The 25,797-nt window shown below is 67.8% G+C and carries 23 protein-coding genes; 12 read left to right on the top strand and 11 right to left on the bottom strand.

Annotated elements, in window-relative coordinates:
• Window positions 1–14 precede the first annotated feature (14 nt).
• Both pdeM and WDC82_RS10085 read right to left on the bottom strand, forming a co-directional pair.
• Window positions 15–704, bottom strand: coding sequence for a ligase-associated DNA damage response endonuclease PdeM (gene pdeM / locus WDC82_RS10090; RefSeq protein WP_340117173.1), 690 nt, complete (start codon window positions 702–704; stop codon window positions 15–17).
• A complete protein-coding gene (locus WDC82_RS10085) occupies window positions 701–3,070 on the bottom strand; it encodes a ligase-associated DNA damage response DEXH box helicase (protein ID WP_340117768.1) in 2,370 nt (789 codons plus the stop codon). The genes pdeM and WDC82_RS10085 overlap by 4 nt, the downstream gene beginning before the upstream one ends.
• Before the next feature lie 385 nt (window positions 3,071–3,455).
• On the opposite strand from WDC82_RS10085, the gene WDC82_RS10080 reads away from it, so the two are divergent.
• From WDC82_RS10080 to WDC82_RS10070, 3 genes are all read left to right on the top strand, one after another.
• A complete protein-coding gene (locus WDC82_RS10080; protein ID WP_340117172.1) occupies window positions 3,456–4,832 on the top strand; it encodes a pilus assembly protein in 1,377 nt (458 codons plus the stop codon).
• Window positions 4,833–4,916: 84 nt separating this feature from the next.
• Window positions 4,917–6,539, top strand: a complete 1,623-nt coding sequence (locus WDC82_RS10075) for a thiamine pyrophosphate-binding protein (RefSeq protein WP_340117171.1) — start codon at window positions 4,917–4,919, stop codon at window positions 6,537–6,539.
• Between the two features lie 132 nt (window positions 6,540–6,671).
• Entirely contained in the window at window positions 6,672–7,106 is a 435-nt protein-coding gene (locus WDC82_RS10070; RefSeq protein ID WP_340117170.1) for a CBS domain-containing protein, read from the top strand.
• A gap of 157 nt (window positions 7,107–7,263) precedes the next feature.
• Here the strand turns inward: WDC82_RS10070 and WDC82_RS10065 are convergent, their stop codons facing one another.
• Window positions 7,264–7,968: a DUF1194 domain-containing protein gene (locus WDC82_RS10065; RefSeq protein ID WP_340117169.1), complete on the bottom strand. Its 705-nt coding sequence runs from the start codon at window positions 7,966–7,968 to the stop codon at window positions 7,264–7,266.
• Between the two features lie 124 nt (window positions 7,969–8,092).
• Here WDC82_RS10065 and WDC82_RS10060 point away from each other — a divergent pair, with 124 nt between their 5' ends.
• Window positions 8,093–8,971: a PfkB family carbohydrate kinase gene (locus WDC82_RS10060; protein ID WP_340117767.1), complete on the top strand. Its 879-nt coding sequence runs from the start codon at window positions 8,093–8,095 to the stop codon at window positions 8,969–8,971.
• A gap of 175 nt (window positions 8,972–9,146) precedes the next feature.
• Here the strand turns inward: WDC82_RS10060 and WDC82_RS10055 are convergent, their stop codons facing one another.
• From WDC82_RS10055 to WDC82_RS10045, 3 genes are all read right to left on the bottom strand, one after another.
• Window positions 9,147–9,470, bottom strand: a complete 324-nt coding sequence (locus tag WDC82_RS10055) for an antibiotic biosynthesis monooxygenase (RefSeq protein ID WP_340117766.1) — start codon at window positions 9,468–9,470, stop codon at window positions 9,147–9,149.
• Window positions 9,471–9,572: 102 nt separating this feature from the next.
• Window positions 9,573–10,019, bottom strand: a complete 447-nt coding sequence (locus WDC82_RS10050; protein WP_340117168.1) for a hypothetical protein — start codon at window positions 10,017–10,019, stop codon at window positions 9,573–9,575.
• Window positions 10,019–10,429 carry an HIT family protein gene (locus WDC82_RS10045; RefSeq protein WP_340117167.1) on the bottom strand — a complete coding sequence of 137 codons (411 nt, stop codon included), beginning with the start codon at window positions 10,427–10,429 and terminating at the stop codon, window positions 10,019–10,021. The genes WDC82_RS10050 and WDC82_RS10045 overlap by 1 nt, the downstream gene beginning before the upstream one ends.
• A gap of 4 nt (window positions 10,430–10,433) precedes the next feature.
• Here WDC82_RS10045 and WDC82_RS10040 point away from each other — a divergent pair, with 4 nt between their 5' ends.
• The 4 genes from WDC82_RS10040 to WDC82_RS10025 all read left to right on the top strand — a co-directional run bounded on the left by WDC82_RS10040 (window position 10,434) and on the right by WDC82_RS10025 (window position 15,267).
• Window positions 10,434–11,534 carry a dienelactone hydrolase family protein gene (locus tag WDC82_RS10040; protein ID WP_340117166.1) on the top strand — a complete coding sequence of 367 codons (1,101 nt, stop codon included), beginning with the start codon at window positions 10,434–10,436 and terminating at the stop codon, window positions 11,532–11,534.
• A gap of 4 nt (window positions 11,535–11,538) precedes the next feature.
• Window positions 11,539–12,591 carry a ligase-associated DNA damage response exonuclease gene (locus WDC82_RS10035; protein ID WP_340117165.1) on the top strand — a complete coding sequence of 351 codons (1,053 nt, stop codon included), beginning with the start codon at window positions 11,539–11,541 and terminating at the stop codon, window positions 12,589–12,591.
• On the top strand, window positions 12,588–14,180 hold the full coding sequence (locus tag WDC82_RS10030; RefSeq protein WP_340117164.1) for a cisplatin damage response ATP-dependent DNA ligase: 1,593 nt from the start codon (window positions 12,588–12,590) through the stop codon (window positions 14,178–14,180). Before WDC82_RS10035 ends, WDC82_RS10030 begins: the two co-directional genes overlap by 4 nt.
• Before the next feature lie 292 nt (window positions 14,181–14,472).
• Entirely contained in the window at window positions 14,473–15,267 is a 795-nt protein-coding gene (locus WDC82_RS10025) for a ferredoxin--NADP reductase (protein ID WP_340117163.1), read from the top strand.
• 225 nt (window positions 15,268–15,492) lie between these two features.
• Here the strand turns inward: WDC82_RS10025 and betA are convergent, their stop codons facing one another.
• Genes betA through betI form a run of 3 tightly spaced genes read right to left on the bottom strand, consistent with a single transcriptional unit; the run spans window position 15,493 to window position 19,250 of the window.
• Window positions 15,493–17,151 carry a choline dehydrogenase gene (gene betA / locus WDC82_RS10020; RefSeq protein WP_340117162.1) on the bottom strand — a complete coding sequence of 553 codons (1,659 nt, stop codon included), beginning with the start codon at window positions 17,149–17,151 and terminating at the stop codon, window positions 15,493–15,495.
• A gap of 29 nt (window positions 17,152–17,180) precedes the next feature.
• A complete protein-coding gene (gene betB, locus WDC82_RS10015; RefSeq protein ID WP_340117161.1) occupies window positions 17,181–18,659 on the bottom strand; it encodes a betaine-aldehyde dehydrogenase in 1,479 nt (492 codons plus the stop codon).
• Between the two features lie 9 nt (window positions 18,660–18,668).
• Window positions 18,669–19,250 (bottom strand): transcriptional regulator BetI, encoded by a 582-nt coding sequence (gene betI, locus WDC82_RS10010; RefSeq protein ID WP_340117160.1) that lies wholly within the window; start codon window positions 19,248–19,250, stop codon window positions 18,669–18,671.
• 275 nt (window positions 19,251–19,525) lie between these two features.
• On the opposite strand from betI, the gene WDC82_RS10005 reads away from it, so the two are divergent.
• The 4 genes from WDC82_RS10005 (at window position 19,526) to WDC82_RS09990 (ending at window position 23,412) form a co-directional block, all read left to right on the top strand.
• Entirely contained in the window at window positions 19,526–20,485 is a 960-nt protein-coding gene (locus tag WDC82_RS10005) for a choline ABC transporter substrate-binding protein (RefSeq protein ID WP_340117159.1), read from the top strand.
• Window positions 20,486–20,575: 90 nt separating this feature from the next.
• Window positions 20,576–21,424: a choline ABC transporter permease subunit gene (choW, locus tag WDC82_RS10000; RefSeq protein WP_340117158.1), complete on the top strand. Its 849-nt coding sequence runs from the start codon at window positions 20,576–20,578 to the stop codon at window positions 21,422–21,424.
• Window positions 21,425–21,427: 3 nt separating this feature from the next.
• Entirely contained in the window at window positions 21,428–22,684 is a 1,257-nt protein-coding gene (gene choV / locus WDC82_RS09995; protein ID WP_340117157.1) for a choline ABC transporter ATP-binding protein, read from the top strand.
• The gene (locus tag WDC82_RS09990; protein ID WP_340117156.1) at window positions 22,681–23,412 is read left to right on the top strand and encodes an HAD family hydrolase; all 732 of its coding nucleotides are present in this window, start codon (window positions 22,681–22,683) and stop codon (window positions 23,410–23,412) included. Before choV ends, WDC82_RS09990 begins: the two co-directional genes overlap by 4 nt.
• Window positions 23,413–23,603: 191 nt before the next feature.
• Here the strand turns inward: WDC82_RS09990 and WDC82_RS09985 are convergent, their stop codons facing one another.
• Window positions 23,604–24,614 carry a 2-oxoglutarate and iron-dependent oxygenase domain-containing protein gene (locus WDC82_RS09985; protein ID WP_340117155.1) on the bottom strand — a complete coding sequence of 337 codons (1,011 nt, stop codon included), beginning with the start codon at window positions 24,612–24,614 and terminating at the stop codon, window positions 23,604–23,606.
• Window positions 24,615–24,619: 5 nt separating this feature from the next.
• Window positions 24,620–25,669, bottom strand: a complete 1,050-nt coding sequence (gene bmt, locus WDC82_RS09980; protein ID WP_340117154.1) for a betaine--homocysteine S-methyltransferase — start codon at window positions 25,667–25,669, stop codon at window positions 24,620–24,622.
• Window positions 25,670–25,797: the final 128 nt, after the last annotated feature.

The raw sequence follows: 25,797 nt of genomic DNA, 5'->3' as shown, positions 1-25,797 counted from the left end.
CCGCAACGCCTTTGTCAGACCAGCGCATGCTTAGGGAAGGCGAAGAGGCCGTTGCGGCCGAGCAGGGTGGCGCGGAAGCCCTTTTTGAACAGCGCGGCGATGGCGGGATCGAGCACGCTCAGGCCGCCGGTGAAGGCGCCGAAGGCGGGCAGAATGAGGCGCCGACCGTCGGTCACGAAACAGGGCGCCGAGATGCGCCGCCCGCGCACCACCACCGCCGCCTTGGGATGATAGTGGCCGGAGATTTCCCCGCCGCGCGATTCGGCCACGGCCTCGTGGCGGAAGGTGAGGGCGCCGAGAGTGATTTCCTCGGCCACGGCGCCGCCCCAGTCCGCTGGCGGCGCCGGGTCGTGGTTGCCGGCGATCCAGGTCCAGGCGAGGCGCGCCGTCAGGCCGCGGATGCGCGCGGCCTGGGCCGGGTCGAGGCGCCCGGCGGCCTCGCCGTCGTGGAAGGAATCGCCGAGGCAGATGACCTGCTCCACCCCGTGGCGAGCGATGACCGTCTCCAGCTTGTCGAGGGTCGCCGCGGTGTCGTAGGGCGGCAGGAACTGGCCCCGCTGGGCGAAGGCGGTTGCCTTCTCGAAGTGCAGATCGGCGACCACGGCAAGGCGCCGGTCGTGCCAGATCAGCGCGCCGGAGACGTCCGCCTGCAGTGCGACGCCATTCACCAGCAAGCGTCCTTGCCGCTCCGCCGTGTCGCTCATAGCGGCAGCTCCGCCTGGCCGCGGCCCGGCTCCATGCCGCCGGTGGCCTCCTCGATGAGGGCCTGGGCGCCTTCGTCCAGCAGCTCGTCTAGGCCCGCGCCATAGACCTGTTCCTTGCCGATCTCCAGCAGCACCGGGACGGCCAGCGGCGAGATCTTGTCCAGCCGGCGGGTGCGGATGCGCCCCTTCACCCGCTTCAGCATCTCGGCCAGGCGCCCGATGTCGGTAAGGCCGCCGGCGGCGTCGGCCCGGGTCGCCTGCAGCAGGATGTGATCGGGTTCGTGCTTTCTCAGCACGTCGTAGATGAGGTCGGCGTTGAAGGTGACCTGGCGGCCGGATTTCTCCTGGCCCGGCATGCGCGCCTCGATCAGGCCGGCGATCACCGCCACGTTGCGGAAGGTCCGCCGCAGCATGGAGGATTCGGCCATCCACTCCTCCAGGTCGTCGCCCAGCATGTCCTCGGCGAAGAGGGCGTCGACATCGCGGACGGCCTTCAGGCTCCACACCGCGATGACGTAATCGGTCGCGACGAAGCCCAGGGGGGAGAGGCCCGCGCGCTCCATGCGGCGGGTCAGCAGCATGCCCAGGGTCTGGTGGGCATTGCGGCCCTCGAAGCAGTAGGCGACCAGGAACTCCTTGTCGGCGCGCGGGAAGCATTCGACCAGGAGGCCGTCGGCCGGCGGCAGCTGGGAGCGCCAGCGCTGGATCCGCAGCCACTCGGTAACGGCCGGCGGCAGGTCGTGGCCGGCCTCCGGGTCGGCCAGGATGCCGCGCACCCGCTCGGCCAGGTGGGTCGAGAGCGGCAGGCGGCCGCCGGCATAAGCGGGGACCTTGGGCTCACCGCCGGTGGCGCGGCTGACCACCACGGTGTTCTCCCGCATCCCCTCGAAGGCCAGCAGCTGGCCGGCGAAAATGAAGCTGTCGCCGGGCAAGAGCCCGTTCACGAAATACTCTTCCACCTCACCCAGAACGCGGCCGTTCTTGAGGCGCACCTTTAAGACTGGGGCCTCGACGATGGTGCCGACGTTCAGGCGGTAGCGCTTCACATGATCGAGGTGGGCAACACGATAAAAGCCTTCTTTATCAAGCACCAGGCGGCGATAGCGCTGATAACTCTTCAGCGCGTAGCCGCCGCTGGCCACGAAATCTAGCGTGCGGTCAAAGATATTTTTATCCAATGACTTATAGGGGAAAGCTGAAGTGATTTCCCGGTAGAGAACGTCGGCCGAGAAGGGGCCGGCGCAGGCGGTGCCGAGGATATGTTGAGCCAGCACATCAAGGCCGCCGGGGCGCGGCGCGTCGCCGTCCAGGGAGCGGGCGCGCACGGCCTCCAGGGCGGCGCGGCACTCCAGCACCTCGAAGCGGTTGGCCGGCACCAGCAGGGCGCGGCTCGGCTGGTCGAGCCGGTGGTTGGCGCGGCCGATCCTCTGCAGCAGGCGGGCCGAGCCCTTGGGGGCGCCGATCTGGACCACCAGGTCGACGGCGGCCCAGTCGATGCCGAGGTCGAGCGAGGAGGTGGCGACCACCGCGCGCAGCTTGCCCGCTGCCATGGCGGCCTCGACCTTGCGGCGCTGCTCGACGGCCAGGCTGCCGTGGTGGAGCGCGATGGGCAGGGCGTCCTCGTTCAGGTGCCAGAGTTCCTGGAACACGATCTCGGCCTGGGCGCGGGTGTTCACGAAGACCAGGGTGGTGCCGGCCCGGCGGATGCGCTGGTAGACCTCGGCCAGGGCGTGGACGGCCATGTGGCCGGACCACGGCAGGTGCTCCCGCGTGGTCAGGATTTCGACCACCGCCTCAGCGCCGTCGCGGCCGATGACCCGGCGCACGTCCAGGGGGCTGGCGGTGGGCGACAGCCAGGCGGCCAGCCAGTCGGGATCGTGGACCGTGGCCGAGAGGCCGACCCGTCGCAGGCCGGGCGCGAGGGTCTGCAGGCGGGCGAGACCCAGGGCCAGCAGGTCGCCGCGCTTGGTCCCGGCGAAGGCATGCAACTCGTCGATCACCACGCACTTGAGGGTCCCGAAGACCTCCGGGGCGTCGTAGTAGCTAAGCAGCAGGGCGAGGGACTCGGGGGTGGTCATCAGGATGCCCGGCGGCTTGCGGCGCTGGCGCTGGCGCTTCGACTGCGGGGTGTCGCCGGTGCGCGTCTCGCAGGCGACGGCAAGGTCCATCTCCTCGATCGGCTGGGTCAGGTTGCGGTGGATATCCACCGCCAGCGCCTTCAGCGGCGAGATGTAGAGGGTGTGCAGGCCCTCGTGAGGGGCTCCGGCTAGGTCGACCAGGGAGGGCAGGAAGCCGGCGAGCGTCTTGCCGCCGCCGGTGGGGGCGATCAGCAGGGCCGACTGCCCGGCCCAGGCGGCGTCCAGCATCGCCAACTGGTGGGCGTGCGGCGCCCAGCCGCGCGCGCGGAACCAGGCCGCAAAGCGCGGCGGCAGGCTTTCCAAAGGCGTCTCGGGCAAGAGGGCGGGCTGGCTCACAGGGCCTAAGATAGACCCCCACCCCCGGCGGGTGAAGCGGCCGGTGAGCGGCGCCGATGCCGCCCTGCCATCTCCTGACACCGCGCTAAAGTTTGCACAGTTTCGCGGGGTATGCCGCGCATCTGTGTCAACTGGGTGCTTGCCGGGCCAACGCGGGCCCGAAACCTACCGTTTCCGCGGCTTTTTGCGCCGTGCGGCGGCGCCACCTTAACGCTCTGTTTACGGCGCTCCCGTACCGTCCGCGGTTGCGATGTGGAAATTTTCGGGGAGACTCCCCGTGCTTATCAGAACGTTGAAAAGCGCGCAGCGGAACCTGGCGCGATGCTGGCGCGACAGGCGCGGCAATGTCAGCCTCATGTTCGGCTTCTTCGCCATCGCCCTGGCGGGCGGCGTGGGTCTCGCGATCGATACCTCCGTCGCCTACAGCGTGCGATCCCAGCTCTCCGCGGCGGTCGACGCGGCGGCGCTGGCCGGCGCGCGCGCCTTTTCCCATCCGGATCGCGACGACGACATCCGGAACTTCTTCGCCGCCAACTTCGAGGACGGCTACATGGGCGCGGTGCTCGAGCCGCTGCAGATCGTTCCCAACGAGGAGGAGCGCACCATCAGGGTGACGGCACGGGCGAACATCCCGACCTTCTTCATGCGCATCCTCGGCACCGATTTCACCGACATCGCCGCCACCGGCCAGGCGACCCTGTCGTCCCGCGACGTCGAGGTCTCGCTGGTGCTGGACGTCACCGGCTCGATGGCCGGTACCAAGATCGTAGATCTGAAGGCGGCCGCGAAGGAACTGATCGGCATCGTCGTGCAGGATCAGCAGGAACCTTTCTACACAAAGGTCGCACTGGTCCCCTATTCCTCGGCGGTCAACGTCGGCAGCTACGCTGACGACATCCGCGGCGAGCTGACACCGGGTACCTGTGTCTATCCGAACGAACCCACCTGCACTCGGTTCCGCTACCGGCGGGCGTCGAACAACGACTGGGTCGAGTACAACGCAACCACCTGCGTGACCGAGCGTCCGGGCGCCCAGATTGCCACGGACGCGGCCCCCAGCATGGCGCTGCTCGGGCCGCATTTCGAAGGCGGTAACGCTTGTCTCGACGCGGAGATCATGCCGCTGTCGAGCGACAAGGTCGCGCTCGAATTGGCTATTGATGCGCTTTCGACAGGTGGTTTTACTGCCGGGCACCTCGGCACAGCCTGGGGCTGGTACATGATTTCGCCAAATTTCGATTACCTCTGGCCAGCCGAGAGCCGTCCGATGAACTACGGCGAGCTTCATCTTGGCCGCAAGGTGCTGAAGGTGGTGGTGCTGATGACCGACGGCGAGTTCAACACCTTTTACTACGACGGGGTTGTCGCCAGGAATGCTTACGACAGCATCGGTCCAAACTACCGCATCAATCAGAATGCAACGCACGGAAACTCTTTCGCCCAGGCAGAAAGTCTTTGCGACGGTATGAAGGCTGAGGGGGTGGAGGTTTATACCGTGGGCTTTGCCGTCGGTTCCAACAGTTTGGAGGCGAACTTCTTGAGAGACTGCGCGACCGACGCGGATCATTTCTATCTTCCGAGCAGCGGCACAGACCTGAAGCAAGCCTTCCGCGACATCGCGACGCAGATTTCAAACCTCCGCCTCTCCATGTAGCGGTCGCCCGCGCGACCCGCGACAACTGCTGGCGTCAGGGATAAACTGGCCCAGCAGAGTAACGGCGGGGAAGCGGAGCATTTCATGACGGGACACAAGCTGCGCGCGGCCGACCTGGTGGCGCGGCGGTTGTACGAGGCGGGCTGCCGCTTTGCCTTTGGGATGCCGGGCGGCGAGGTGCTGACCCTGGTCGACGCGCTGGAGGCCGCCGGCATCCGTTTCATCCTGGCCAAGCACGAGAACGCCGCCGGCTTCATGGCCGAGGGGGTGTGGCAGCGTACCGGCGCACCGGGCATCCTGGTGGCGACCGTGGGGCCGGGGGTGGTCAACGGCGTCAACGTCATCGCCAATGCCGAGCAGGACCGGGTGCCGCTCATCGTGCTGACCGGCTGCGTCGACGCCACCGAGGTGCTGACCTATACCCACCAGATCCTCGACCATCAGCAGGTGCTGCGACCGGTGACCAAGGCGAGCTTCCGCCTGACCGCCGAAGGCGCCGACGTCATCGCCGACAAGGCGGTCGCCATTGCCACCGAGAGCCGCGCCGGGCCGGTCCACATCGACGTGCCGATCTCTGTCGCCGACCAGGCGGCGGTGCCGCAGCGGCTGCGTCGCCGCCCGCCCGCGAGCCCGGCGGCGCCGGCGCCCGGCCACGACCTGGAGCGCGCGCGGCGCTGGCTGGAGGAGGCCAGGCGGCCGGTGATGATCGTCGGCCTCGACGCCCTGGCCGACGAAGCAGGCGAGGCGATCGAGCGCTTCTGCGAGACCTACTCCGTGCCCTTCCTCACCACCTACAAGGCCAAGGGGATCGTCTCCGAGGAGCATCCATTGTGTCTCGGCGCGGCGGGACTCTCGCCCAAGGCGGACGCCCTGCTGCTGCCCTTCGTGCAGCAGGCGGACCTGGTTCTCTGCGTCGGCTACGACCCCATCGAGATGCGCAGCGGCTGGCGCGAGGTCTGGGATCCGGCCGCGGTGCACGTCATCGACATCGCCGCGGTGTCCAATCGCCACTACGTGCACCAGGCCGGCCTCAATTTCGTCACCCACAGCGGCAAGACGCTGGAGGCGCTGGCCGCGGAGGTCGCGCCGCAGACCACCTGGGCCGGCGGCGAGGTCGAGGCGCTGAAGCAGGCGCTGGCCGCGGCCTTCCCGCGCGATGAGGCCTGGGGGCCGGCCGCCGTCATCGACACCTGCCGACGTGTCTTGCCGAAGGAGACGGTGGCGACCTGCGACACAGGCGCCCACCGCATCCTCCTGGCGCAGATGTGGCCCGCCTACGAGCCACGCACGCTGCTGCAGTCGACAGGGCTCTGCACCATGGGCTGCGCCCTGCCGCTGGCCCTGGGCGCGCAAATCGCCGAGCCGGACCGCCCGGTGGTCGCCTTCACCGGCGACGGCGGCCTGCTGATGGTGGCCGGAGAACTCTCCACTGCAGCGGAGTTGGGCTCGCGGATCATCGTCGTGGTCTTCGTCGATGCGAGCCTCGCGCTCATCGAGTTGAAGCAGCGCCAGCGCCAGATGGCGAATGCGGGCGTGGACTTCGGGCACCACGACTTCGCCGCCATCGGCCGCGCCTTCGGCGGCCTCGGCCACAGGGTCACCAGCCGCGCCGAGCTGGAGGAGGCCCTGGACGACGCCCTGGGCGCCGAGACCTTCACCGTCATCGCCGCGGTCATCGACCGCGGCAGCTATGACGGGCGGATTTGAGGGCCCAGGGATCCCGCCGGACCGCCGGTCCTTCCGATGCTCGGCGGTTCGTGTTAGCGTTCCTACAGGTGTCCGGATCGACAGCGGGCGCCGACATGGGGGGCCAGGTCACCGACTTGCGGGAAATGTGCCATGACAACGATACAGCAGGTGCTCGATTCTAAAGGGCACGATGTCCTGACCGTCCAGCCGGACGATACCGTCTTCCACGCCCTCGAGCTGATGGCGAGCAAGAACGTCGGCGCCGTGATCGTGACGGAGAACGGTGCGCCGATCGGCATCTTCACCGAGCGCGACTACGCGCGGAACGTCATTCTGAAAGGCCGGTCTTCGGCGAACACGCCGGTGCGCGACATCATGAGCGCCGACGTCATCTTCGTGCGGCCGGAGCAGACCGTGGACGAGTGCATGGCCATCATGACCGACAAGCGGTTCCGCCACATGCCGGTGCTGCACGAGGGGAAGCTGACGGGCATCGTCTCCATCGGCGACCTGGTGAAGACCATCATCGACCAGCAGAAGTTTACGATCGAACAGCTCCAGGGCTACATCGGCGGCAACGCCTGAGAATCTCTGGATTGACCTCGTGCTTCGAGACGCCCGCTCGCGCGGGCTCCTCAGCATGAGGTCAATGAATCCCTGCACCGACTTCATCCTGAGGAAGCGCGTCAGCGCTGTCTCGAAGGATGGGCCACAGGTTGGGTGCCTTTTCAGCAGCCGGCTATCACTCCGCGCTGGCGATCTCCAGGATCAGCTTGCGGATGAGGGCGTCGGCGAACTCCTCCTCCTTCTCCACGGCAATGGCGAAGGCGCCGGTGCCGCCGATGACGTCCTGGCGGAAGTGCTCGACCAGCGGCATGCCGCCCGGGCCGGTGAGGCCGCCGCTGCGGTAGTGCAGGGCGAGGCCGTTGATGACGATACCGGCATCCACCGCCAGGTCGCGCGCGAAGGGCAGCGGCAGGCCGCCGCGCTGTCCCGCGTCGCCGGAGACGTCGATCACCTTGCGAAAGCCGTCGAAGCCGTTGCCCGCCATCCACTGCTGGCAGAAGGCGATGGCGTTGCTGATGGAGTTCCAGCCGAAGGCGCGGCGCGGGGCCGCCACCACCGCATCGGCGAAGGCCTGGGCGTCTTCCGGCTTCTCGATCAGGGTCCAGTCGACGATGGGGTGCATGGAGTCCGGCCCGCCCCATTCCATGAGGGCAATGGCGATACTGCCCTCGTAGCCGCCGGTCATGATATCGACCACCTGCGGGTTGCTGACCGCCTGGGCATAGGCCAGGCGCTGGAAGGCGAACTCGTCCTCCTGGATCGAGCCGGAGCCGTCGACGGCGAGGCAGAGTTCCAGATCCGCTTTCTTGCCGGTCTGCTCCTGCGCGGCGGCGGGCGCGGCGAGGCAGGCGGCAAGGGCAAGCAGGCAAACAAGACGCATCGCCGTTTCTCCCTGTCGCTGGAAGAAGAGCATGGCATCGATTGCCGCCGCGCGGCAACTCGGCTAGAACCGGCGAAGTTTAGGGATCGCTGAAACACGCAGGGAAAGTCACGACGTGGGCGGCATGCACGACATCCTCGTCGTCGGTAACGTGAATGCCGACTGGGTCTTCCGCCTGGACGCGCCGATCCGCACGGGCCTGGAAACCACCGGCGAGGACCTCGGCCTGCGCGCCGGCGGTGCGGCGGCCAATGCGGCGAGTGCGCTGGCGGTGGCGGACAACCGGGTGCGGCTGGTCGGCTTCATCGGCAGCGACGAGACCGGCGACCGCCTGCTGGATCTGATGGCCGCGGACGGACGCCCCTGGGACACCTCGGGCATCGTGCGCCTGCCGGGCCCGACACCGGCCTGCCTCATCCTCATCGATCCGAACGGCGAGCGCGTCATCATCGGCACCCACCGCAACGCCACGCCGCCGCGCTGGCCAGCGGTGTCCGTCGAAGGCATCGCCTGTGCCTACGTCGCCTCGCGCTGGGGCGCGCCGGACGAACTCGTTGCGCCGCTGAAGGCCGCCGGGGTTCCCATCGTCAGCCAGTGGCGCCCCGGCTACACCGTACGCGATGCCGAGGTGCTGGTCGTTTCAGAGGATGAGGTGCCGCGCGATGCCGTCGCCGATCCCTGGCGCGCCCTGCAGGGGGCAGGGCTTGCGGCCGAGTGGCTGGTGGTGACCCGGGGCGCGCGCGGCGCCACCGCGACGGACGGCAGCGTGCGGCTCCACTGCCCGGCGGTGCCGGCGGCGGTGGTGGATACGACAGGCGCGGGCGATGCTTTTGCGGCGGGGCTCGTGCACGGCCTCGCGAGGCGCTGGCCGATGGCAGCCTGCCTCAGGCTGGGAACCGAGTGGGGTGCCCGCGCCGTCGCGCACCTCGGCTCGACTTTTCCGAAGACGGGCGAAGACATCGGGCGCTATCCCGATATTGCCCCGGTGACGCAGGAAGGCTAGCAGGCTGCTGAAAAAGGCCTAGCGACCTGATCGACCTCGTGCTTCGAGACGCTCGCTGCCGCTCGCTCCTCAGCATGAGGTCAATCTTTTCAAACTCCACCCTCATCCTGAGGCAGGCGCGTCAGCGCCGTCTCGAAGGATGGGCCGCAGGCCGAGCGCCTTTTTCAGCAGCCTGCTAGGCGTTTTCCGGGGTCAGTTCCTGCACCACCTCGAAGCCCTCGAACTCCGGGTGGGAGAGATAGAGGCCGCTGTTGTCGCCGGCGTTGCGGTGCGCCGCGCGGAAGGCCTCCGACTTCGTCCAGGCCTCGAAGGCGCCCTGTGAGGCCCAGATCGTGTGCGAGGAATAGAGCGTGTGGTCATCGCGCTTCGGGCCCTTCAGCAGCGCGAAGGACTGGAAGCCGGGGACCTCGCGCAGATGCGTGTCGCGGCTCTTCCACACGGTCTCGAAGGCGGCTTCCTGGCCGTGCTTCACCTTGAAGCGGTTCATGGCGATGAACATCGGGCTTCCTCTATCGGCATGGATGGGACGGGCAGCGCTCATGATGGCGGGCCCCCTGCGCCGGCGCAAGGAAATTGCGAACGATTCGCAGATTGACCGCTGTCAGGCTCCGGAGATGGCCTCAAGATGGAACTCGACTTGGCTCACCGGTAAATCTCTGACGTCCCGGCCGTTGGGCAACCTCAGCGATACGTAGTCGAAAGGGGCATCAATGCAGACTGTGTCGTGTCGGCGGGTGACAAAGCAGAGGAACCTGTAGCTACGCTTGACGGTCTCCAGCTTGTCGAAGCAGATAATCCGATGGGTAACGGCAGAGTCCGTATTGGTATGGCGGAGGCCCGGGTCCTCTTTGGCGTACCCATAAGGCGGCAGGAATTGCTGTCCACTGAGAATTTTCTGTTCCACCAAGAGCTCCCAATTGGCCTGCTGCCAACGGTCGAGAAAGTAAGGGTCGTCATCCCATCCTGCATCATTTGCAAATGCGAGCAGGATGGGCCACGAGTCCGTCAAAAAGAGGCGAAACTTGATAAGTGCCGACTCTAGGGTCATCAGCCGAACGCCGCCTTCAGCGTTTCAATACGCTCCTGCAGTTCTCCTGACTCGTAGGGCTCTGCCGGTCGTGCGCCCCAGACAGGGCCGGGCCAGGCGGGGTCGTTGCGGAAGCGGGCGATGACGTGGATGTGCAGCTGCGGCACCATGTTGCCGAGCGCGCCGATGTTGATCTTGTCCGGGGCGAACCTAGATTGAAGGGTGCGGGAGGCGCGGCAGATCTCCGCCGTCGCCAGCGCGAGGTCGGCCTCCGCCATGTCGTGAAACTCCTTGAGGCCCGGGCGGCGCGGCACCAGGATGAGCCAGGGATAGCCGGCATCCTTCATCAGCAGTACCCGGCAGAGCGGCCAGTCGGCGAGTGCAACGGTATCGGCCGCCAGGCGTTCATGCAGGGTGAAGACTTCGGTCATAGATATGCTGTCTTTCGATAGAGGGTCGCGGCCCAACCTAGCCGCTTGGGGCGCGAAAGCGAAGCCCGGCGCGCTGGCTTTGCTGGCCGCGCTGCTGCTGGCCTGCGCGCCGGCAGCGGCGATCGCCAATCCGGATCTCGTGCTGCCCTGGCCGGCGCAGGAGACGGCGGCTCTTCCGCAGGGCGAGCGCATCACCTTCGCCAGCGCCAGTCCTTTCACCCTCTCCAATGTCGGCAACGGCGCGGAAGAGGCGCCGCCCACCGAGGCGCAGGGCACGCTCTACCTGCCGCCCGAGGCCTCCGCCGCGGCGCCGGTGCCGGCGGTGGTGATCCTGCACGGCGCTTCCGGCGTGCAGTCGGTGCGCGAGCTGACCTATGCGCGCCAGTTCGCGGCCCAGGGCACGGCCGCGCTGGTGATCGACGTCTTCGCCGCGCGCCGCGACCGCGCCAGCAGCTTCATCAACCGCCTGCTGGAAATCACCGAGGCGATGTTCCTGGCCGATGCCTATGCCGGACTCGAGTATCTCGCCGCATTGCCGCAGGTCGACGGCGACCGCGTCGCCCTCATCGGCTTTTCCTACGGCGGCATGGTGACGACCTACGCGGCCTACGCCCAGGTCGCGGAACGCTACGCACCGGAGGGACCGCGATTTGCCGCCCATGTCGCCTTCTATGCGCCCTGCATCGCCGAGTTCCAGGACAGCCGCGCGACCGGCGCGCCGCTGCTGATGCTCTACGGCGGGCGCGACGCCATCGTCGACCCGGAGCGTTGCGCGCGTATCGCCGAGCAGATCGAGGCCGGCGGCGGCGACGTCGAGACCGTGGTCTATCCCGACGCGGTGCACCAGTGGGACGGCCGCTTCGCGCAGGAGCGCGAGATCGGCCGCAACCTCGCCGACTGCCGCTTCGTGGTGGAAGCCGACGGCACGGTGCGCGACAAGTGGCTTTGGCTGCCGATGTCCAGCGTGTTCTCCCGCAAGATCATCCTCGGCCTCTGTGCCGGCGACGAAGGCTACCTGATCGGGCGCAACGACGCGGTGCGCGCGCAGTCCAACCGTGTGATGGGCGCGTTCCTCGAACGCGCGCTGGCCGGCGGCAAGAGCTGAGACAATGGCAGCGCTGAAACCGGAATCGTGGCTGAAGGTGACGGCGCGCGGACTCTACTGCGCGCCCGGCGACTTCTACATCGACCCGCACCGCCCGGTCGGCCGCGCCGTCGTCACCCACGGCCATGGCGACCACGCGCGCCCCGGCAACCGCGCCGTGCTGGCGACGCCGGAGACCCTCGCCATCATGCGCAAGCGCTTCGGCCAGGACGCCGGCGGCGCGCTCGACCCTTTGATTTACGGCGAGCGGCGCGAGATCGGCGGCGTCGGCGTGACCTTCCGCCCGGCGGGCCACGTGCTGGGCAGCGCCCAGGCGGTGCTGGAGTGGCAGGGCTGCCGCATCGTCGTCTCCGGCGACTACAAGCGGCGGCCCGATCCCACCTGCGCGCCTTTCGAGGTGGTGCCCTGCGATGTCTTCGTCACCGAGGCGACCTTCGGCCTGCCGGTCTTCCGACATCCGCCGGACAGCGAAGAGATCGCCAAGCTCTTGACCGCCCGCGCGCAGTTTCCCGAGCGCGCCATCCTGGTCGGCGCCTATGCCCTGGGCAAGGCGCAGCGGGTCATCGCACTGCTGCGCCAGGCGGGCTACGACCGCCCGATCTGGATCCACGGCGCGCTGCAGGGGCTCTGCGATCTCTACCGCGACTTCGGCGTCGAGCTGGGCGAGCTGAGGCCGGCGACCGGTGCCGCCAAGAAGGAGCTCGCGGGGGAGATCGTGCTGGCGCCGCCGGGCTCGCTCACCGACCGCTGGTCGCGCCGCCTGCCGGACCCGCTGACCGCCATGGCCTCCGGCTGGATGCGGGTGCGTGCCCGCGCGCGCCAGCGCGGCGCCGAGCTGCCGCTGATCCTCTCCGACCACGCCGACTGGGACGAACTGACCCAGACCATCCGCGAGGTCGGCGCGCCGGAGGTCTGGGTGACCCACGGCAACGAGGAGGCCCTGGTCCACTACGCCAACTCGATCGGCCTGCGCGGGCGCGCCCTCGCTCTGATCGGGCGTGGCGAAGAGGAACAGGAAGCGACGGCGGCAGAGGAGACGGAAGAGGCGCGGGCATGAAGCATTTCGCCGAGCTGCTCGACCGCCTGTCCTACACCCCGGCACGCAATGCCAAGCTGCGCCTGCTCGCCGATTACTTCCGCGCGGCGCCGGACCCGGATCGCGGCTGGGCGCTGGCGGCGCTCACCGGGCGGCTCGACTTTCCCGCCGCCAAGCCGGCGATGATCCGCGGCCTCATCGAGCAGCGCGTGGACCCGGAACTGTTCCGCTGGTCCTACGACTACGTCGGCGACATGGCGGAGACGGTGGCGCTCATCTGGCCTGCCGAAGCCGGGGCGAACCGCGCACCGGAACTCTCGGAAGTCGTCGACCGGCTCACGCGCGCTGGGCGCGTCGAGGCGCCGAGGCTCGTCGGGGAATGGCTCGACGCGCTCGATGCCACCGGGCGCTGGGCGCTCTTGAAGCTCATCACCGGCGGGCTGCGCGTCGGCGTCTCGGCGCGCCTGGCCAAGACCGCGCTGGCCGAGATGGGCGACGCCTCGCTCACCGAGATCGAGGAACTCTGGCACGGCCTCACGCCCCCCTTTCTGCCGCTCTTTGCCTGGCTGCAAGGCGAGGGAACGGCGCCCGCCATCGACCTGCGCCGAGCCTTCCGCCCGCTGATGCTGGCCAACCCGCTGGACGAAGCGGAACTCGCAAAGCTCGACCCTGCCGACTTCCGCGCCGAGTGGAAGTGGGACGGCATTCGCGTGCAGCTTACCGCCGGCGGGGGCGAGGCGCGGCTCTTCTCGCGCTCGGGCGACGAGATCGGCGCGGCCTTTCCCGACCTCATGGATGCGGTGGATTTCGACGCCGTGCTGGACGGCGAGCTGCTGGTCGCGCGCGACGGCGAGATCGCCCCTTTCAATGACCTGCAGCAGCGCCTCAACCGCAAGCGGGTGACGGCCAAGATGCTGCAGGATTATCCGGCGCATCTCAGGGTCTACGACATCCTCCTCCACGGTGAGGACGACCTGCGGGCACTGCCTTTCGACGAACGCCGCGCGCGGCTGGAAGCCTGGCATGCGCAGACGGCGCCCGCGCGCATCGACCTCTCGCCGCTGCTGGCGTTCACCGCCTGGGACGAACTGCAGGCGCTGCGCGGCGCGGCGCGCGAGAAGTCCATCGAGGGGCTGATGCTCAAGCGCGCCGACAGCGCCTACGTGGCCGGCCGCCCCAAGGGGCCCTGGTTCAAGTGGAAGCGCGACGCGCTGACCCTCGATACCGTGCTGATGTATGCCCAGCGTGGCCACGGCAAGCGCTCCTCGCTCTACTCCGATTACACCTTCGGCGCCTGGCGGCCCAGAGACGACGGGGGAGAGGAGGGGGAGGAACTGGTGCCGGTCGGCAAGGCCTACTTCGGCTTCACCGACGCGGAGCTGCTGGAGCTCGACCGGTGGATCCGCGCCAACACGACGGAGCGCTTCGGCCCGGTGCGGGCGGTGAAGCCGGGCCTGGTCTTCGAGGTCGCCTTCGATGCCGTGCAGCGCTCGACCCGCCACAAGTCGGGCGTCGCCCTGCGGTTTCCCCGCATCCACCGCATCCGCTGGGACAAGCCGGCCGCGGAGGCCGACCGCGTGGCAACCTTGGAAAAGCTCATCGAGGGGTAGAAACGCCGCCGCAATTGCCTATAAAGCACATAGAAAAAATGTTAATGACATATATTCGCCCTGCGTTTAGTGTATAACTGTGCTGCGAAAAAACCCCTGGCGATTTGCGCCCTGATGCGCAAAATATGGGGCAGGCGCCAAGATGCGATTGATTATCACTTGCTTAGAATCTGAAAATCAAAACAGAGGCTTGGCACCGCAGGGTTTGGAGGAAAGGCACTTGGGGGCGGCACGCCCGCAGGCGCCTTTTTCTTGTCCGGTGTTGGTGAAGCAGTTGATAGGAGTCGGGTTGATGCCGTCTGATAGTCTCGTCCTGCCGAAGTCGGTCACCGAGGAAGACGTCCTCGAGGTGCGCCACTGGACGGACGAATTGTTCTCCTTCCGCCTCACCCGCCCGGCGGCTTTCCGCTTCCGCTCCGGCGAGTTCGTCATGCTCGGCCTGATGGTCGACGGCAAGCCGCTGCTGCGCGCCTATTCGATCGCCAGCCCGGCCTGGGACGACGGTCTCGACTTCTTTTCCATCAAGGTGCAGGACGGCCCGCTGACCTCGCGGCTGCAGCACCTGAAGCCCGGCGACCGCGTGCTGCTGGGCAAGAAGCCGACCGGCACCCTGGTGCTCGACGCTCTGCTGCCCGGCAAGCGCCTCTACATGCTGTCGACCGGCACCGGCATCGCCCCCTTCGCCAGCCTGATCCGCGAGCCGGAGACCTACGAGAAGTTCGACCAGATCATCCTGACCCACACCTGCCGCAACGTCGCGGATCTCGCCTACGGCGCCGAACTGGTCGACTCCCTGGTGGAAGATCCGCTGATCGGCGAGATGGTCGGGCCGAAGCTGACCTACTACGCCAGCACGACGCGCGAGGACTTCGTCCACAAGGGGCGCATCACGACCCTCATCGAGAACGGGCAGCTGTTCAAGGACCTCGACGTGCCGGCCTTCGACCCGGCGGTCGACCGCGTGATGATCTGTGGCTCCATGGCGATGCTGCAGGACACCAAGAAACTGGTCGAGGGCTTCGGCTTCACCGAAGGCTCCAACGCCAACCCCGGCGACTTCGTCGTCGAGAAGGCGTTCGCGGAGTAGTCTGCTCACCACCCTCGGTCTTGCCACCCCTCGGCTGTCGTCCCGGCACTTGATGCCGGGACCCATTGCCTTGACCGCTTGAACAAACGCGCAGAGTTCGCTGAGCGGCGGAAGCCTGCCCTTCTCAACGGTTCAGAGAATCACCGCTTGCAGATGCCAATGGGTCCCGGGGTCAAGCCCCGGGACGACAGTGGTGTATGAAGCCGGGGAACGATTTCTGCCGCGCTACCGCTGCTGCGTGTCCCAGTGGGGGGCGATCCACACCGGGGCGTCGGAGGCGGGCAGGGGGTCGCGGGCGCGGATGGTGTCGGCCAGCTTCTCCGCCAGCATGATGGTCGGCGCGTTGAGGTTGCCGCTGACGATCGACGGCATGATGGAGGCGTCGACGACGCGCAGGGACTCCAGCCCGTGCACCTTCGCTTCGCCGTCGACCACCGCCATGGTGTCGGAGCCCATGCGGCAGGAGCACGACGGATGGTAGGCGCTCTCCACGTGTTCGCGCACGAAAGCATCGATCTCCGCGTCGCTCTGCACCTCGGGGCCGGGCGCCAGCTCGGGGCCGCGGAAGGGATCGAAGGCCTGCTGGGCGAAGACCTCGCGGGTGAGGCGCACCGCCGCGCGGAACTCCTGGCGGTCGGCCTCTTGCGAGAAGTAATTGAAGAAGATGCGCGGCGGCTGCTTTGGATCGGCGGACTTCAGGGTGATGGCGCCGCGGCTCTGCGAGCGCATGGGGCCGACGTGGGCCTGAAAGCCGTGACCGCCCGCCGGGTGGCTGCCGTCGTAGTTCATCGCGATCGGCAGGAAGTGGTACTGCAGGTCGGGATGCTCGACGCCCGCGCGTGAGCGGATGAAGCCGCCCGCCTCGAAATGGCTTGTCGCCCCCAGCCCCTTCTTGAAGAACAGCCAATCAAAACCGATCTTCGGCTGATTCCAGATCTTTAGCGCCGGGTAGAGCGTGATCGGCTGGGTGCAGGCGTGCTGCACGTAGACCTCAAGGTGGTCCTGCAGGTTCTTGCCGACGCCGGGCAGGTCGTGCTGCACGTCGATGCCGAGCTGCTTCAGCTCGTCGGCCGGGCCGACGCCCGAGAGCAGCAGCACCTGCGGCGAGTTGATGGCGCCGCCGGAGAGAATGACCTCGCGTTCGGCGCGCACCTCGATGCGCTCGCTGCCCTTGGCCAGCTCGACGCCGACCGCGCGGCGGCCCTGGAAAAGCACGCGGGTGGTCAGCGCGCGGGTCCAGACGGTGAGGTTGGGCCGCGTCATCGCCGGCTTCAGGTAAGCGACGGCGGCGCTCCAGCGGCGGCCCTGGTGGACGGTCATGTCCATGTGGGCGAAGCCTTCCTGCTGGAAGCCGTTCATGTCCTGGGTGACGGGATAGCCGGCCTGACGGCCCGCCTCGATCCACGCCTTGAAGAGCGGGTTCTTGCAGGCGCCCGCCGAGACGTTGAGGGGACCGTCGCCGCCGCGGTAGTCGTCGGCGCCGCGCCCGTAGGTCTCCGCCTTGCGGAAGTAGGGCAGCACGTGGCTGTAGTCCCAGCCGGCAAGCCCGCCCTGGGCCCAGCGGTCGTAGTCGCGCGCGTGGCCGCGCACATAGGCCATGCCGTTGATCGAGGAGGAGCCGCCGATGACGCGTCCGCGCGGGCAGTACATGCGGCGGTTGTTCAGGTGCGGCTCCGGCTCCGAGTGGTAGAACCAGTTGTACTTGTCGTTGGCCAGGGGCTTGGCCAGCGCCGCCGGCATGTGGATGAAGATCGAGTTGTCGCGCCCGCCGGCTTCCAGCAGCAGGACGCGCATGTCGGCATCCTCGGTCAGGCGGCTGGCCAGTACGCAGCCGGCCGAGCCGGCGCCGACGATGATGTAGTCGAAGCTTTGAATCGCGGACATTTCTAACGGAACTCTGGGCTAACGGAACTCTAGTAGGGCGAGTCGACGCCGTTCATGGCGACGTAGACGCTCTTGACCTGGGTGTAGTGTTCGATCGCGGCGCGGCCGTTCTCGCGGCCGATGCCGGACTGCTTCACGCCACCGAAGGGCATGGCGATCGGCGTCACGTTGTAGGTGTTGATCCAGCAGGTGCCGGCCTCCAGGCGCGCCACCACGCGGTGACCGCGCGCGAGGTCGCGGGTGAAGACGCCGGCGGCAAGCCCGAAGGGCGTCGCGTTGGCGCGCTGGATCACCTCGTCCTCGTCCTTGAACGGCAGCACGGTCATCACCGGACCGAAGATCTCCTCGCGCACCACCGCCATGTCGTCGCGGCAGCCGGCGAAGACCGTCGGCTCGACGAAGTTGCCTCTTGCGAGTGCCGGGTCCTTGGGGCGTCCGCCGCCGACGGCGACCTCGGCACCTTCCTTCCGGCCGAGGTCGATGTAGTTCAGCACCTTCTCGCAGTGCTCGGCGGAGATGAGCGCGCCGACCTGGGTCGCCGGGTCCATCGGGTCGCCGATCTTCAGGCTCTTCGTCTTTTCGACCAGGCGCTTCAGGAAGGCGGCGTAGAGACCTTCCTGCACGAAGACGCGGGTCCCGTTGGAGCAGACCTCGCCCTGCGTATAGAAGTTTGCCAGCAGCGCGCCGTTCACCGCGTTCTCGACGTCGGCGTCGTCGAAGAGGATCAGCGGCGACTTGCCGCCCAACTCCAGGGTCACGTGCTTCAGGCTGGCGGCGGCGTCGGCCATCACCTTCTTGCCGGTGCCGACCTCGCCGGTCAGCGACACCTTGGCGATGCCGGGATGGCGCGTCAGGCCCTGGCCGGTGGCGGCGAAACCCTGCACGACGTTGAAGACGCCGTCGGGCAGCCCGGCCTCGGTATAGATCTCGGCCAGCTTCAGCGCGGAAAGCGGCGTCAGCTCGGCCGGCTTGAAGATCATCGCGTTGCCGCAGGCCAGCGCCGGCGCCGACTTCCAGCAGGCGATCTGCATCGGATAGTTCCAGGCGCCGATGCCCGCGCAGATGCCGAGCGGCTCGCGCCGGGTATAGAAGAAGTCGCCGCCGAGATCCAGGTGCTCGCCGTGCAGCGAGGCCGCGAGACCGGCGTAGTATTCGATGCAGTCGGCGCCGGAGATCACGTCGACGACTTCGGCCTCCTGGATCGGTTTGCCGCAGTCGAGCACTTCCAGTTCGGCCAGCTCGCGGTTGCGCGCCCGCAGGATGCGCTGCGCCTCGTGCAGAATGCGCCCGCGCTGGGTGCCGCCCATGGCCGACCACACGGCAAAGCCCTCGCGGGCCGAGACGACGGCGGCCTCGATGTCCTCGGTGCCGGCCTGCTGCACGCGGCAGATCACCTCGCCGGTCGCCGGGTTCACGGTCTCGAAGCTCTGGCCGCTGAGGGCGTCCTGGTAGCGGCCGTGGATGTAGAGTTTCTGTTCGGGCAGGTTGGCCTGGGCTTTGGCGGTCACGTCGAAGGATTACTCCTTATCGAGAAGGCGGGAGACGTAGTCGCGCGCGATCATGCGCGCCTGGTCGATGGTGAGCGGGCCGTTGGAGAGCGCGCAGCGCAGCCACAGCCCCTCGATCATGGCGGCGAGGCCGGCGGCCGCGGTGGTTGCGTCTTCCTTCGGCAGCAGCTGCTTGAAGGCATGGCGCAGATTGCTGAGCAGGCGCCGTTCGTTGATCTTCTGGATGCGCCACAGCGCCGGCGAGGTGCGTGCCTCCGCCCAGAAGGCGAGCCAGGCGGAGACCGCTTCCGGCGCGTTCTGTTCCGGCGCGAAGTTCGCCCGGATGATGGCGTCGATGCGCTGTTCCGGCGTTTCCGCGGCCTTCAGGCACTTCAGCGTCTCCGCCAGAAGATCTTGCGCCAGCGAGCGCATGGTGGCGGCCAGCAGGCCGGCCTTGTCGTCGAAATAGTGGGCGACGATGCCGCCGGACATGCCGGCGGTCTTGGAGATGCGCGCGATGGTGGCGTTGGCGAATCCCTGCTCGTGGATCGAGGTGATGGTTGCCGCGATCAACTGCCGCCGCCGCAGATCTTCCATTCCGACCTTAGGCATCCCGCGCGCGCGGCCTCCGTTCGCTGGGTGAAGGGAAACGCCGCGCAGAGGCGCGGACACTAGGGAGAGATTGGTATTTTATTTTGATTGAACGTTCAATCAAAAAAAATTACGCTCGCCGCATCGGTTCCATAACAGCCATCGACGCTGTTTATAGCAATCAGCGAGCCCGGCACCGGCAGGCGACTCAGTCCAACCGCCGGCAGGCGGGGCCGGCCGCCCGGCGCAAGTCCGGGCCGGCATCGAACAGTTGGGGAAAGAGGAGGCAACAAGAGATGACCAAGACTATTTTTGCGCGCGCTGCAGGCGCGACCGTGGCGGCGCTTGGTTTCGCGGCCGCGCTCGGCACTGCACAGGCTGCCGATCCGGCGGCCTGCAAGGAAGTGAGCTTCGCCGACGTCGGCTGGACCGACATCACCGCCACCACGGCGGCGACCTCGGTGGTGCTGGAAGGCCTCGGCTACGCGCCGGAGGCGGAGGTGCTCTCCGTGCCGGTGACCTACGCCAGCCTGAAGAATGGCGACATCGACATCTTCCTCGGCAACTGGATGCCGACCATGGAAGGTGACATCGCCAAGTACCGCGACGAGGGCTCGGTCGAGGTGCTGCGCGCCAACCTGGAAGGCGCCAAGTATACCCTGGCGGTGCCGAAGTACACGGCGGATGCCGGCCTGAAGGACTTCGCCGACATCGCCAAGTTCAAGGACCAGTTGGACGGCAAGATCTACGGCATCGAGCCGGGCAACGACGGCAACCGCCTGATCCTCGACATGATCGACCAGGATGCTTTCGGGATGAAGGGCTTCGAGGTGGTGGAGTCCTCCGAGCAGGGCATGCTGTCGCAGGTTGCCCGTGCGGTGAGGGGCAAGGAGGACATCGTCTTCCTCGGTTGGGCCCCGCACCCCATGAACAATAATTTCGACCTGGTCTACCTCTCGGGCGGCGACGATTTCTTCGGCCCGGACTACGGTGGCGCCACGGTGTTCACCAACGTGCGCAAGGGCTACACGGCCGAGTGCCCGAACGTCGGCAAGCTGCTGGAGAACCTCTCCTTCACCCTGCCGATGGAGGGCGCGATCATGGGCGCCATCCTGAACGACGGCAAGAACGAGAAGGTCGCGGCCACCGAGTGGCTGAAGGCCAACCCGGGCGTGCTGGACGGCTGGCTGGACGGTGTCACCACCCTGGACGGCAAGCCGGGACTGCCCGCGGTTAAGGCCCATCTCGGCCTGTAATCGGCGCCGGTTAGGACGTAAGCTACAGGACGGTCAGGCTCTTCCCGGGCCTGACCGTTCCGCTTTGGGGGCAGAAGAAGAGGGGCGGCCATGGACTTCCTCGAGAGATATAAGATCCCGCTGGGCAACTGGATCAGCAATTTCGTCGACTTTCTGAACGAGCACGCCGCCTGGTTCTTCAATTTCATCTCGGACGTGCTGGGCTTCCTCATCGAGGGCCTCATCGACGTCCTGCAAGCGGTGCCGGGACTGCTGCTCATCGCCCTCTTGGCCGCCTTCGCCTACTGGCTGCACCGCTCGATCTGGCTGGTGGTCGGCATCGTGCTCTCCCTGCTGTTGATCGTAAACATCGGCTACTGGGAAGAGACCATCGAGACTTTGGCTCTGGTGGTCTTCGCCACCGCCATCTGCATGGTCATCGGCGTGCCGGTCGGCATCGCCGCCGCGCATCGCCCCTGGCTCTACACGGCGATCCGGCCGGTGCTCGACCTCATGCAGACCATCCCCACCTTCGTCTACCTGATCCCGACCCTCATCCTCTTCGGCCTCGGCGTGGTGCCGGGTCTCATTTCCACGGTGATCTTCGCCATCCCGGCGCCGATCCGGCTGACCTATCTCGGCATATCCTCAGTGCCGAAGAACCTGGTTGAGGCCGGCGAGTCCTTCGGCGCCACCCGCAGCCAGCTGCTGTGGAAGGTTGAGCTGCCGCACGCCCTGCCGACCATCATGGCGGGCCTCACCCAGTGCATCATGCTGTCGCTCTCGATGGTGGTCATCGCCGCTCTGGTCGGCGCCGATGGCCTCGGCAAGCCCGTGGTGCGCGCGCTGAACACGGTGAACATCGCACGCGGCTTCGAGGCTGGCCTCGCAATCGTCATTGTCGCCATCCTGCTGGACCGCCTGTGCAAGCAGCGCGAAGCCAAGCAGAAGGGGCGCTGAGCCATGAGCGCTGGAAACCCAACCACCGTCGAGTTCCAGAAGGTCGACATCATCTTCGGTAAGGAGCCGCAGAAAGCTCTCGCGCTGCTTGACAGCGGCGCCACCCGCGATGAGATCCTGGCCCAGACCAACAACGTCGTCGGCGTCGCCGATGCCTCTCTCACCATCGAGGAGGGCGAGATCTGCGTCCTCATGGGGCTTTCCGGCTCAGGCAAGTCGACGCTGCTCCGCGCCGTCAACGGCCTCAACAAGGTGACCCGCGGCAAGGTCATGGTGCGTGACGGCGACACGCAGGGGGCGGGGCTGGTCGACGTCGCTTCCTGCGATCCGGCGACCCTGCGGCACTTGCGCATGAACCGCGTCGCCATGGTGTTCCAGCAGTTCGCCCTCTTGCCCTGGCGGACGGTCGCGGAGAACGTCGGCTTCGGGCTGGAGCTGCGCGGCATGAGCAAGGCCGAGCGCGAGGCCATCGTCGAGGAGAAGCTGGAGCTGGTCAGCCTGTCGCAGTGGAAGGACAAGTTCGCCCACGAACTCTCCGGCGGCATGCAGCAGCGCGTTGGCCTCGCGCGCGCCTTCGCCACCGATGCCGATATCCTGCTGATGGACGAGCCGTTCTCCGCTCTCGATCCTTTGATCCGCGATCACCTGCAGGACGAGCTTCTGGCGTTGCAGCAGCGCCTGAAGAAGACGATCATCTTCGTCAGCCACGACCTCGACGAAGCCCTCAAGCTGGGCAGTCACATCGCCATCATGGAGGGCGGCCGCATCGTGCAGTACGGCAAGCCGGAAGCCATCGTGCTGAACCCGGCCAATGAATACGTGGCGGAGTTCGTCGCCCACATGAACCCGCTGAACGTGCTGCGCGGCGGCTCGCTGATGACCCCGGTCGACCAGTTGAAGCGGGAGGACGATGCCGTGCTGCTGGACCGCGCCGGCCGCGTGCGCCTGCGCCTCGACGATGCCGGGGCACCCATCGCCGTTTCTCTCGACGGCTTCCTCGGCCGCCTGCTGCCCTACACGCCGGACATGGACATCGCCGGGCTGCCGTCGACCGCCCTCATCACCGCGCCCTGCGACATGTCCATGCGCGTCGCCATCGAGCTGCGCCAGGCCACCGGCCACCCGGTGGCGCTGGTCGAGGACGGCAAGCTCGTCGGCGTCTGCGGCGACGAGGAGATCTACGCCGGCATCCTGCGCCAGACCACCGCCGACGAGCGTCGCGGCCAGGAAGGTGGCAAGCAAACGGAGACCGCGCTGTGAGCTCTGCCGCGTCCGCCATCCAGGGCATTCTCTTCGACAAGGACGGCACGCTGCTGGACTACGACGCCACCTGGAGCCCGCTGAACAAGCGGGCGGCTTTGGAGGCGGCGGGCGGCGATGCGGCGCTGGCCCAGCAGCTGCTGGTCGCCGGCGGCTATGACCCGGCGACGGAGAGCCACCTGCCCAACTCTTTGCTGGTGAGCGCCAGCAACGCGGAGATCGCCGGCTCCTGGGCGGCGCTGCTGGGTTCCGATCCGGTGCAGCTCACCGACCGCATCACCGGTATCTTCGAGGCCAACAGCGCCGAGACCGCCGTTGCCGTGGCCGGCATGGAAAGCGTCGTTGCGGCCCTCAAGGCGCGCGGGCTCGCCCTCGGCGTCGCCACCAACGACAGCGAGGACAGCGCCTACGCCAGCCTCGCGCCCTTCGGCGTGGTGGACCATTTTGACTTCGTCGCCGGTTTCGACTCCGGCCATGGCGCCAAGCCCGGCCCCGGCATGGTTCAGGCCTTCTGCGCGGCGACGGGGCTCGCGCCGGAAACGGTGGCCGTGGTCGGCGATAGCCTGCACGACATGGAGATGGGCCGCCAGGCCGGCGCCGGGCTGTTGGTTGCGGTGCTCACCGGTACCGGCGGGCGGGACGATCTGGCGCTGCATGCGCACCACGTGCTGGACAGCATCGCGGAGCTGGAAGCGCTGTTGGATGCAGTGGCGCGCAAGAGCGCCTGAGCAGCGTCGCCGTCGTCGCGCCGTTCTTGCCACCGACCACATTGTCATCCCGCACTTGATGCGGGATCCATTTCAGAGGTCGGGCGCCGGCCCCGCCGTGGATCCCGGCTCGCGCTCGCAAGCTCGCTTGGCCGGGATGACAGGCTGAGAAGTGGCGGCGCAGCGCGAAGCGATGTGGCTGGTCCGACCGCCTACAGCACCTTGCCGCCCAGTTCCGGAAACACTTTCGAGACCTTGGAGAGCAGGTAGTCGCCGTAGGTGCCGGTGAAGGCCTGCAGGTCGGCGTTGTCCCAGCGGGGTACGCTGGTTCCGTGACCTTTCGCCGCCTCGGGCGGCAGAGGCACCATCTCGGCGGCGAAGTCGGGGTCGAAGAAGAGGGGGAAGGAGAGGCGCTCCTGCCCGCTGTCGTTGCGCACGCGGTGCGGCGTCGAGAGGTACCAGCCGCCGGTCAGGCGGTCCAGCATGTCGCCGATGTTGCAGACCAGGGTGCCGGGGATCGGCGGCGCGGCCACCCAGCCTTCAGGCGTCTTCACCTGCAGGCCGCCGTGTTCGTCCTGGGCCAGCAAGGTGAGCAGGCCGTAGTCGCTGTGCTCGCCGACGCCCCAGTTCTCCTGACCGTCGCGCGCGGGCGGCGTCGGCGGATAGTGGAAGATGCGGAACAGGATCGTGGGATCGGCGGTGTAGTGGGTCTCGAAGTAGTCGGCGTCGAGACCCAGCGACAGCGCGACGCCTTCCAGCAGGTGGTGCGCGGCGCGCGTCGTCGCCGCCATGTAGGCTTCGACGGCGGGACGCAGTTCCGGCACCTCGGAGGGCCAGAGGTTGGCGCCGTGCAGCGGCCAGCCGTCTTTGACGCGTGGATGGTCAGTTGGGAGCTCGGTGCCGAAGTAGAGGCCCTCCTTGCCGTCGGGCCGCCCGGAGGTGAGCTCGCCGCCCAAGGGGAAGAAGCCGCGCCAGGCGCGCCCGCCCTTGGACATCGGAATGCGCAGCTTTACGTTTTCAGGCAGGTCGAAGAATCGCCGCGCCGCGGCATCGAGGTTCTGCAGAATCGCGTCGGTTACGCCGTGACCGGTCACGTAGAAGAAGCCGCTGGCCCGGCAGGCCGCCTCGATCTCTCTGGCCACCCTCGCTCTTCCTCGCGCCCGCCCCGCCGCATCGCCGCGCCGGAAGAGCGGCGCCATGTCGATGACGGGGAGGGCGGACATGGGGGTCAGCTCTCCGCGCGGCCGCGGCGTCCCTCGCGGCGCCGGCCGCGGCCCTCCGGCAGGGCGCCGAGGGGGGCGCCATGGCTCTGCTGGACGGCGCCCTTGGAGATCTCGCCCAGCTTGGCGACGACCGTCGCCATGTCCGGCGCGCTGCCCTTCTCGTGCGCTTCCAGCGCGTCGCGCATGGCCCGCACGTGCTCGGGCGTGGTGCCGCAGCAGCCTCCGATGATGCGCACACCGGCGTCGAGGGCGAGGCGCGCGTAGTCGGCCATCAGCTCGGGCGTGCCGGAGTATTCGATCTCGCCCTCGACGTACTGCGGAATGCCGCAGTTGGACTTGGCAACCAGAACGTCGGCCTCGGCCTTGGCGCTCTGCAGGTTGAGCAGGGCGGCCATCAGCTCCGAGGCGCCGGTGCCGCAGTTGCCGCCGAAGGCGATGGGCCTAGGCTCCAGCTCGTGCGCCAGCTGGGCGAGCTGCGCCGGCGTCACGCCCATCATGGTGCGCCCGTTGGTGTCGAAGGAGAGGGTCACCACGTAGGGCAGGCCGGCGGCGGTGGCGCCCATGACGGCGGCCTTCACCTCGTCAATCGAGGACATGGTCTCGATCCAGGCGAGGTCGGCCCCGCCGGCGGCAAGGCCGCGCGCCTGCGCCTCGAAGGCCTTGGTGCCCTCTTCGATGGTGAGCGGCCCCAGGGGCACGAAGAGGTCGCCGGTCGGGCCGATGGAGCCGGCGACGATGACGTCGTCGCGTCCGGCTTCTTTCGCGGCGCGGTGGGCCAGCTCGGCGGCCGCCTTGTTCAGCTCGAAGACTTTGTCCTCGGCCTTGTGCAGCTTCAGCCGGTTGGCGGTGCCGCCGAAGGTGTTGGTGAGCACGATGTCCGAGCCCGCGTCGATGAAGCTGCGGTAGTGGCGCACCACGTCGTCCGGCCGCTCCAGGTTCCACAGCTCCGGCGCGTCGCCGTGCTGCAGGCCCATGGCGAAAAAGTTGGTGCCGGTGGCGCCGTCGGCCAGCAGCCAGGGGCGGGTTTCGAGCAGGGCGGTCAGGCGGTCGGACATGGGCGGGAAAGGATCCTTGTTGAAGGTCGGAGGCGGACGATAGGGCTTACGCAGAGCAGCGGCAAGAACCCCTCACCCTCCCGCTTCGCGGGCCCCTCCCTCTCCTGCAAGGGGAGAGGGATTTCATC

The sequence above is a fragment of the Pelagibius sp. 7325 genome (genome assembly GCF_037652055.1).
Taxonomy (GTDB): domain Bacteria; phylum Pseudomonadota; class Alphaproteobacteria; order Kiloniellales; family Kiloniellaceae; genus Pelagibius.
Note: the sequence above shows the minus strand (reverse complement) of the source record. Positions and strands in the feature narration are given on the sequence as shown.

Excerpts from the sequence above, each read along its gene's own strand:
- WDC82_RS10060 (WP_340117767.1), top strand. The coding sequence starts at position 8,093 with ATGCACGACATCCTCGTCGTCGGTAACGTGAATGCCGACTGGGTCTTC.
- WDC82_RS10075 (WP_340117171.1), top strand. The coding sequence starts at position 4,917 with ATGACGGGACACAAGCTGCGCGCGGCCGACCTGGTGGCGCGGCGGTTG.
- WDC82_RS10030 (WP_340117164.1), top strand. The coding sequence starts at position 12,588 with ATGAAGCATTTCGCCGAGCTGCTCGACCGCCTGTCCTACACCCCGGCA.
- WDC82_RS10065 (WP_340117169.1), bottom strand. The coding sequence starts at position 7,968 with ATGCGTCTTGTTTGCCTGCTTGCCCTTGCCGCCTGCCTCGCCGCGCCC.
- WDC82_RS10040 (WP_340117166.1), top strand. The coding sequence starts at position 10,434 with ATGCTGTCTTTCGATAGAGGGTCGCGGCCCAACCTAGCCGCTTGGGGC.
- bmt (WP_340117154.1), bottom strand. The coding sequence starts at position 25,669 with ATGTCCGACCGCCTGACCGCCCTGCTCGAAACCCGCCCCTGGCTGCTG.
- WDC82_RS10005 (WP_340117159.1), top strand. The coding sequence starts at position 19,526 with ATGACCAAGACTATTTTTGCGCGCGCTGCAGGCGCGACCGTGGCGGCG.
- betA (WP_340117162.1), bottom strand. The coding sequence starts at position 17,151 with ATGTCCGCGATTCAAAGCTTCGACTACATCATCGTCGGCGCCGGCTCG.
- WDC82_RS10025 (WP_340117163.1), top strand. The coding sequence starts at position 14,473 with ATGCCGTCTGATAGTCTCGTCCTGCCGAAGTCGGTCACCGAGGAAGAC.
- WDC82_RS10055 (WP_340117766.1), bottom strand. The coding sequence starts at position 9,470 with ATGTTCATCGCCATGAACCGCTTCAAGGTGAAGCACGGCCAGGAAGCC.
- WDC82_RS10050 (WP_340117168.1), bottom strand. The coding sequence starts at position 10,019 with ATGACCCTAGAGTCGGCACTTATCAAGTTTCGCCTCTTTTTGACGGAC.
- WDC82_RS09985 (WP_340117155.1), bottom strand. The coding sequence starts at position 24,614 with ATGTCCGCCCTCCCCGTCATCGACATGGCGCCGCTCTTCCGGCGCGGC.
- betI (WP_340117160.1), bottom strand. The coding sequence starts at position 19,250 with ATGCCTAAGGTCGGAATGGAAGATCTGCGGCGGCGGCAGTTGATCGCG.
- WDC82_RS10035 (WP_340117165.1), top strand. The coding sequence starts at position 11,539 with ATGGCAGCGCTGAAACCGGAATCGTGGCTGAAGGTGACGGCGCGCGGA.
- WDC82_RS10045 (WP_340117167.1), bottom strand. The coding sequence starts at position 10,429 with ATGACCGAAGTCTTCACCCTGCATGAACGCCTGGCGGCCGATACCGTT.
- choV (WP_340117157.1), top strand. The coding sequence starts at position 21,428 with ATGAGCGCTGGAAACCCAACCACCGTCGAGTTCCAGAAGGTCGACATC.
- WDC82_RS10085 (WP_340117768.1), bottom strand. The coding sequence starts at position 3,070 with ATGCTGGACGCCGCCTGGGCCGGGCAGTCGGCCCTGCTGATCGCCCCC.
- pdeM (WP_340117173.1), bottom strand. The coding sequence starts at position 704 with ATGAGCGACACGGCGGAGCGGCAAGGACGCTTGCTGGTGAATGGCGTC.
- choW (WP_340117158.1), top strand. The coding sequence starts at position 20,576 with ATGGACTTCCTCGAGAGATATAAGATCCCGCTGGGCAACTGGATCAGC.
- WDC82_RS10070 (WP_340117170.1), top strand. The coding sequence starts at position 6,672 with ATGACAACGATACAGCAGGTGCTCGATTCTAAAGGGCACGATGTCCTG.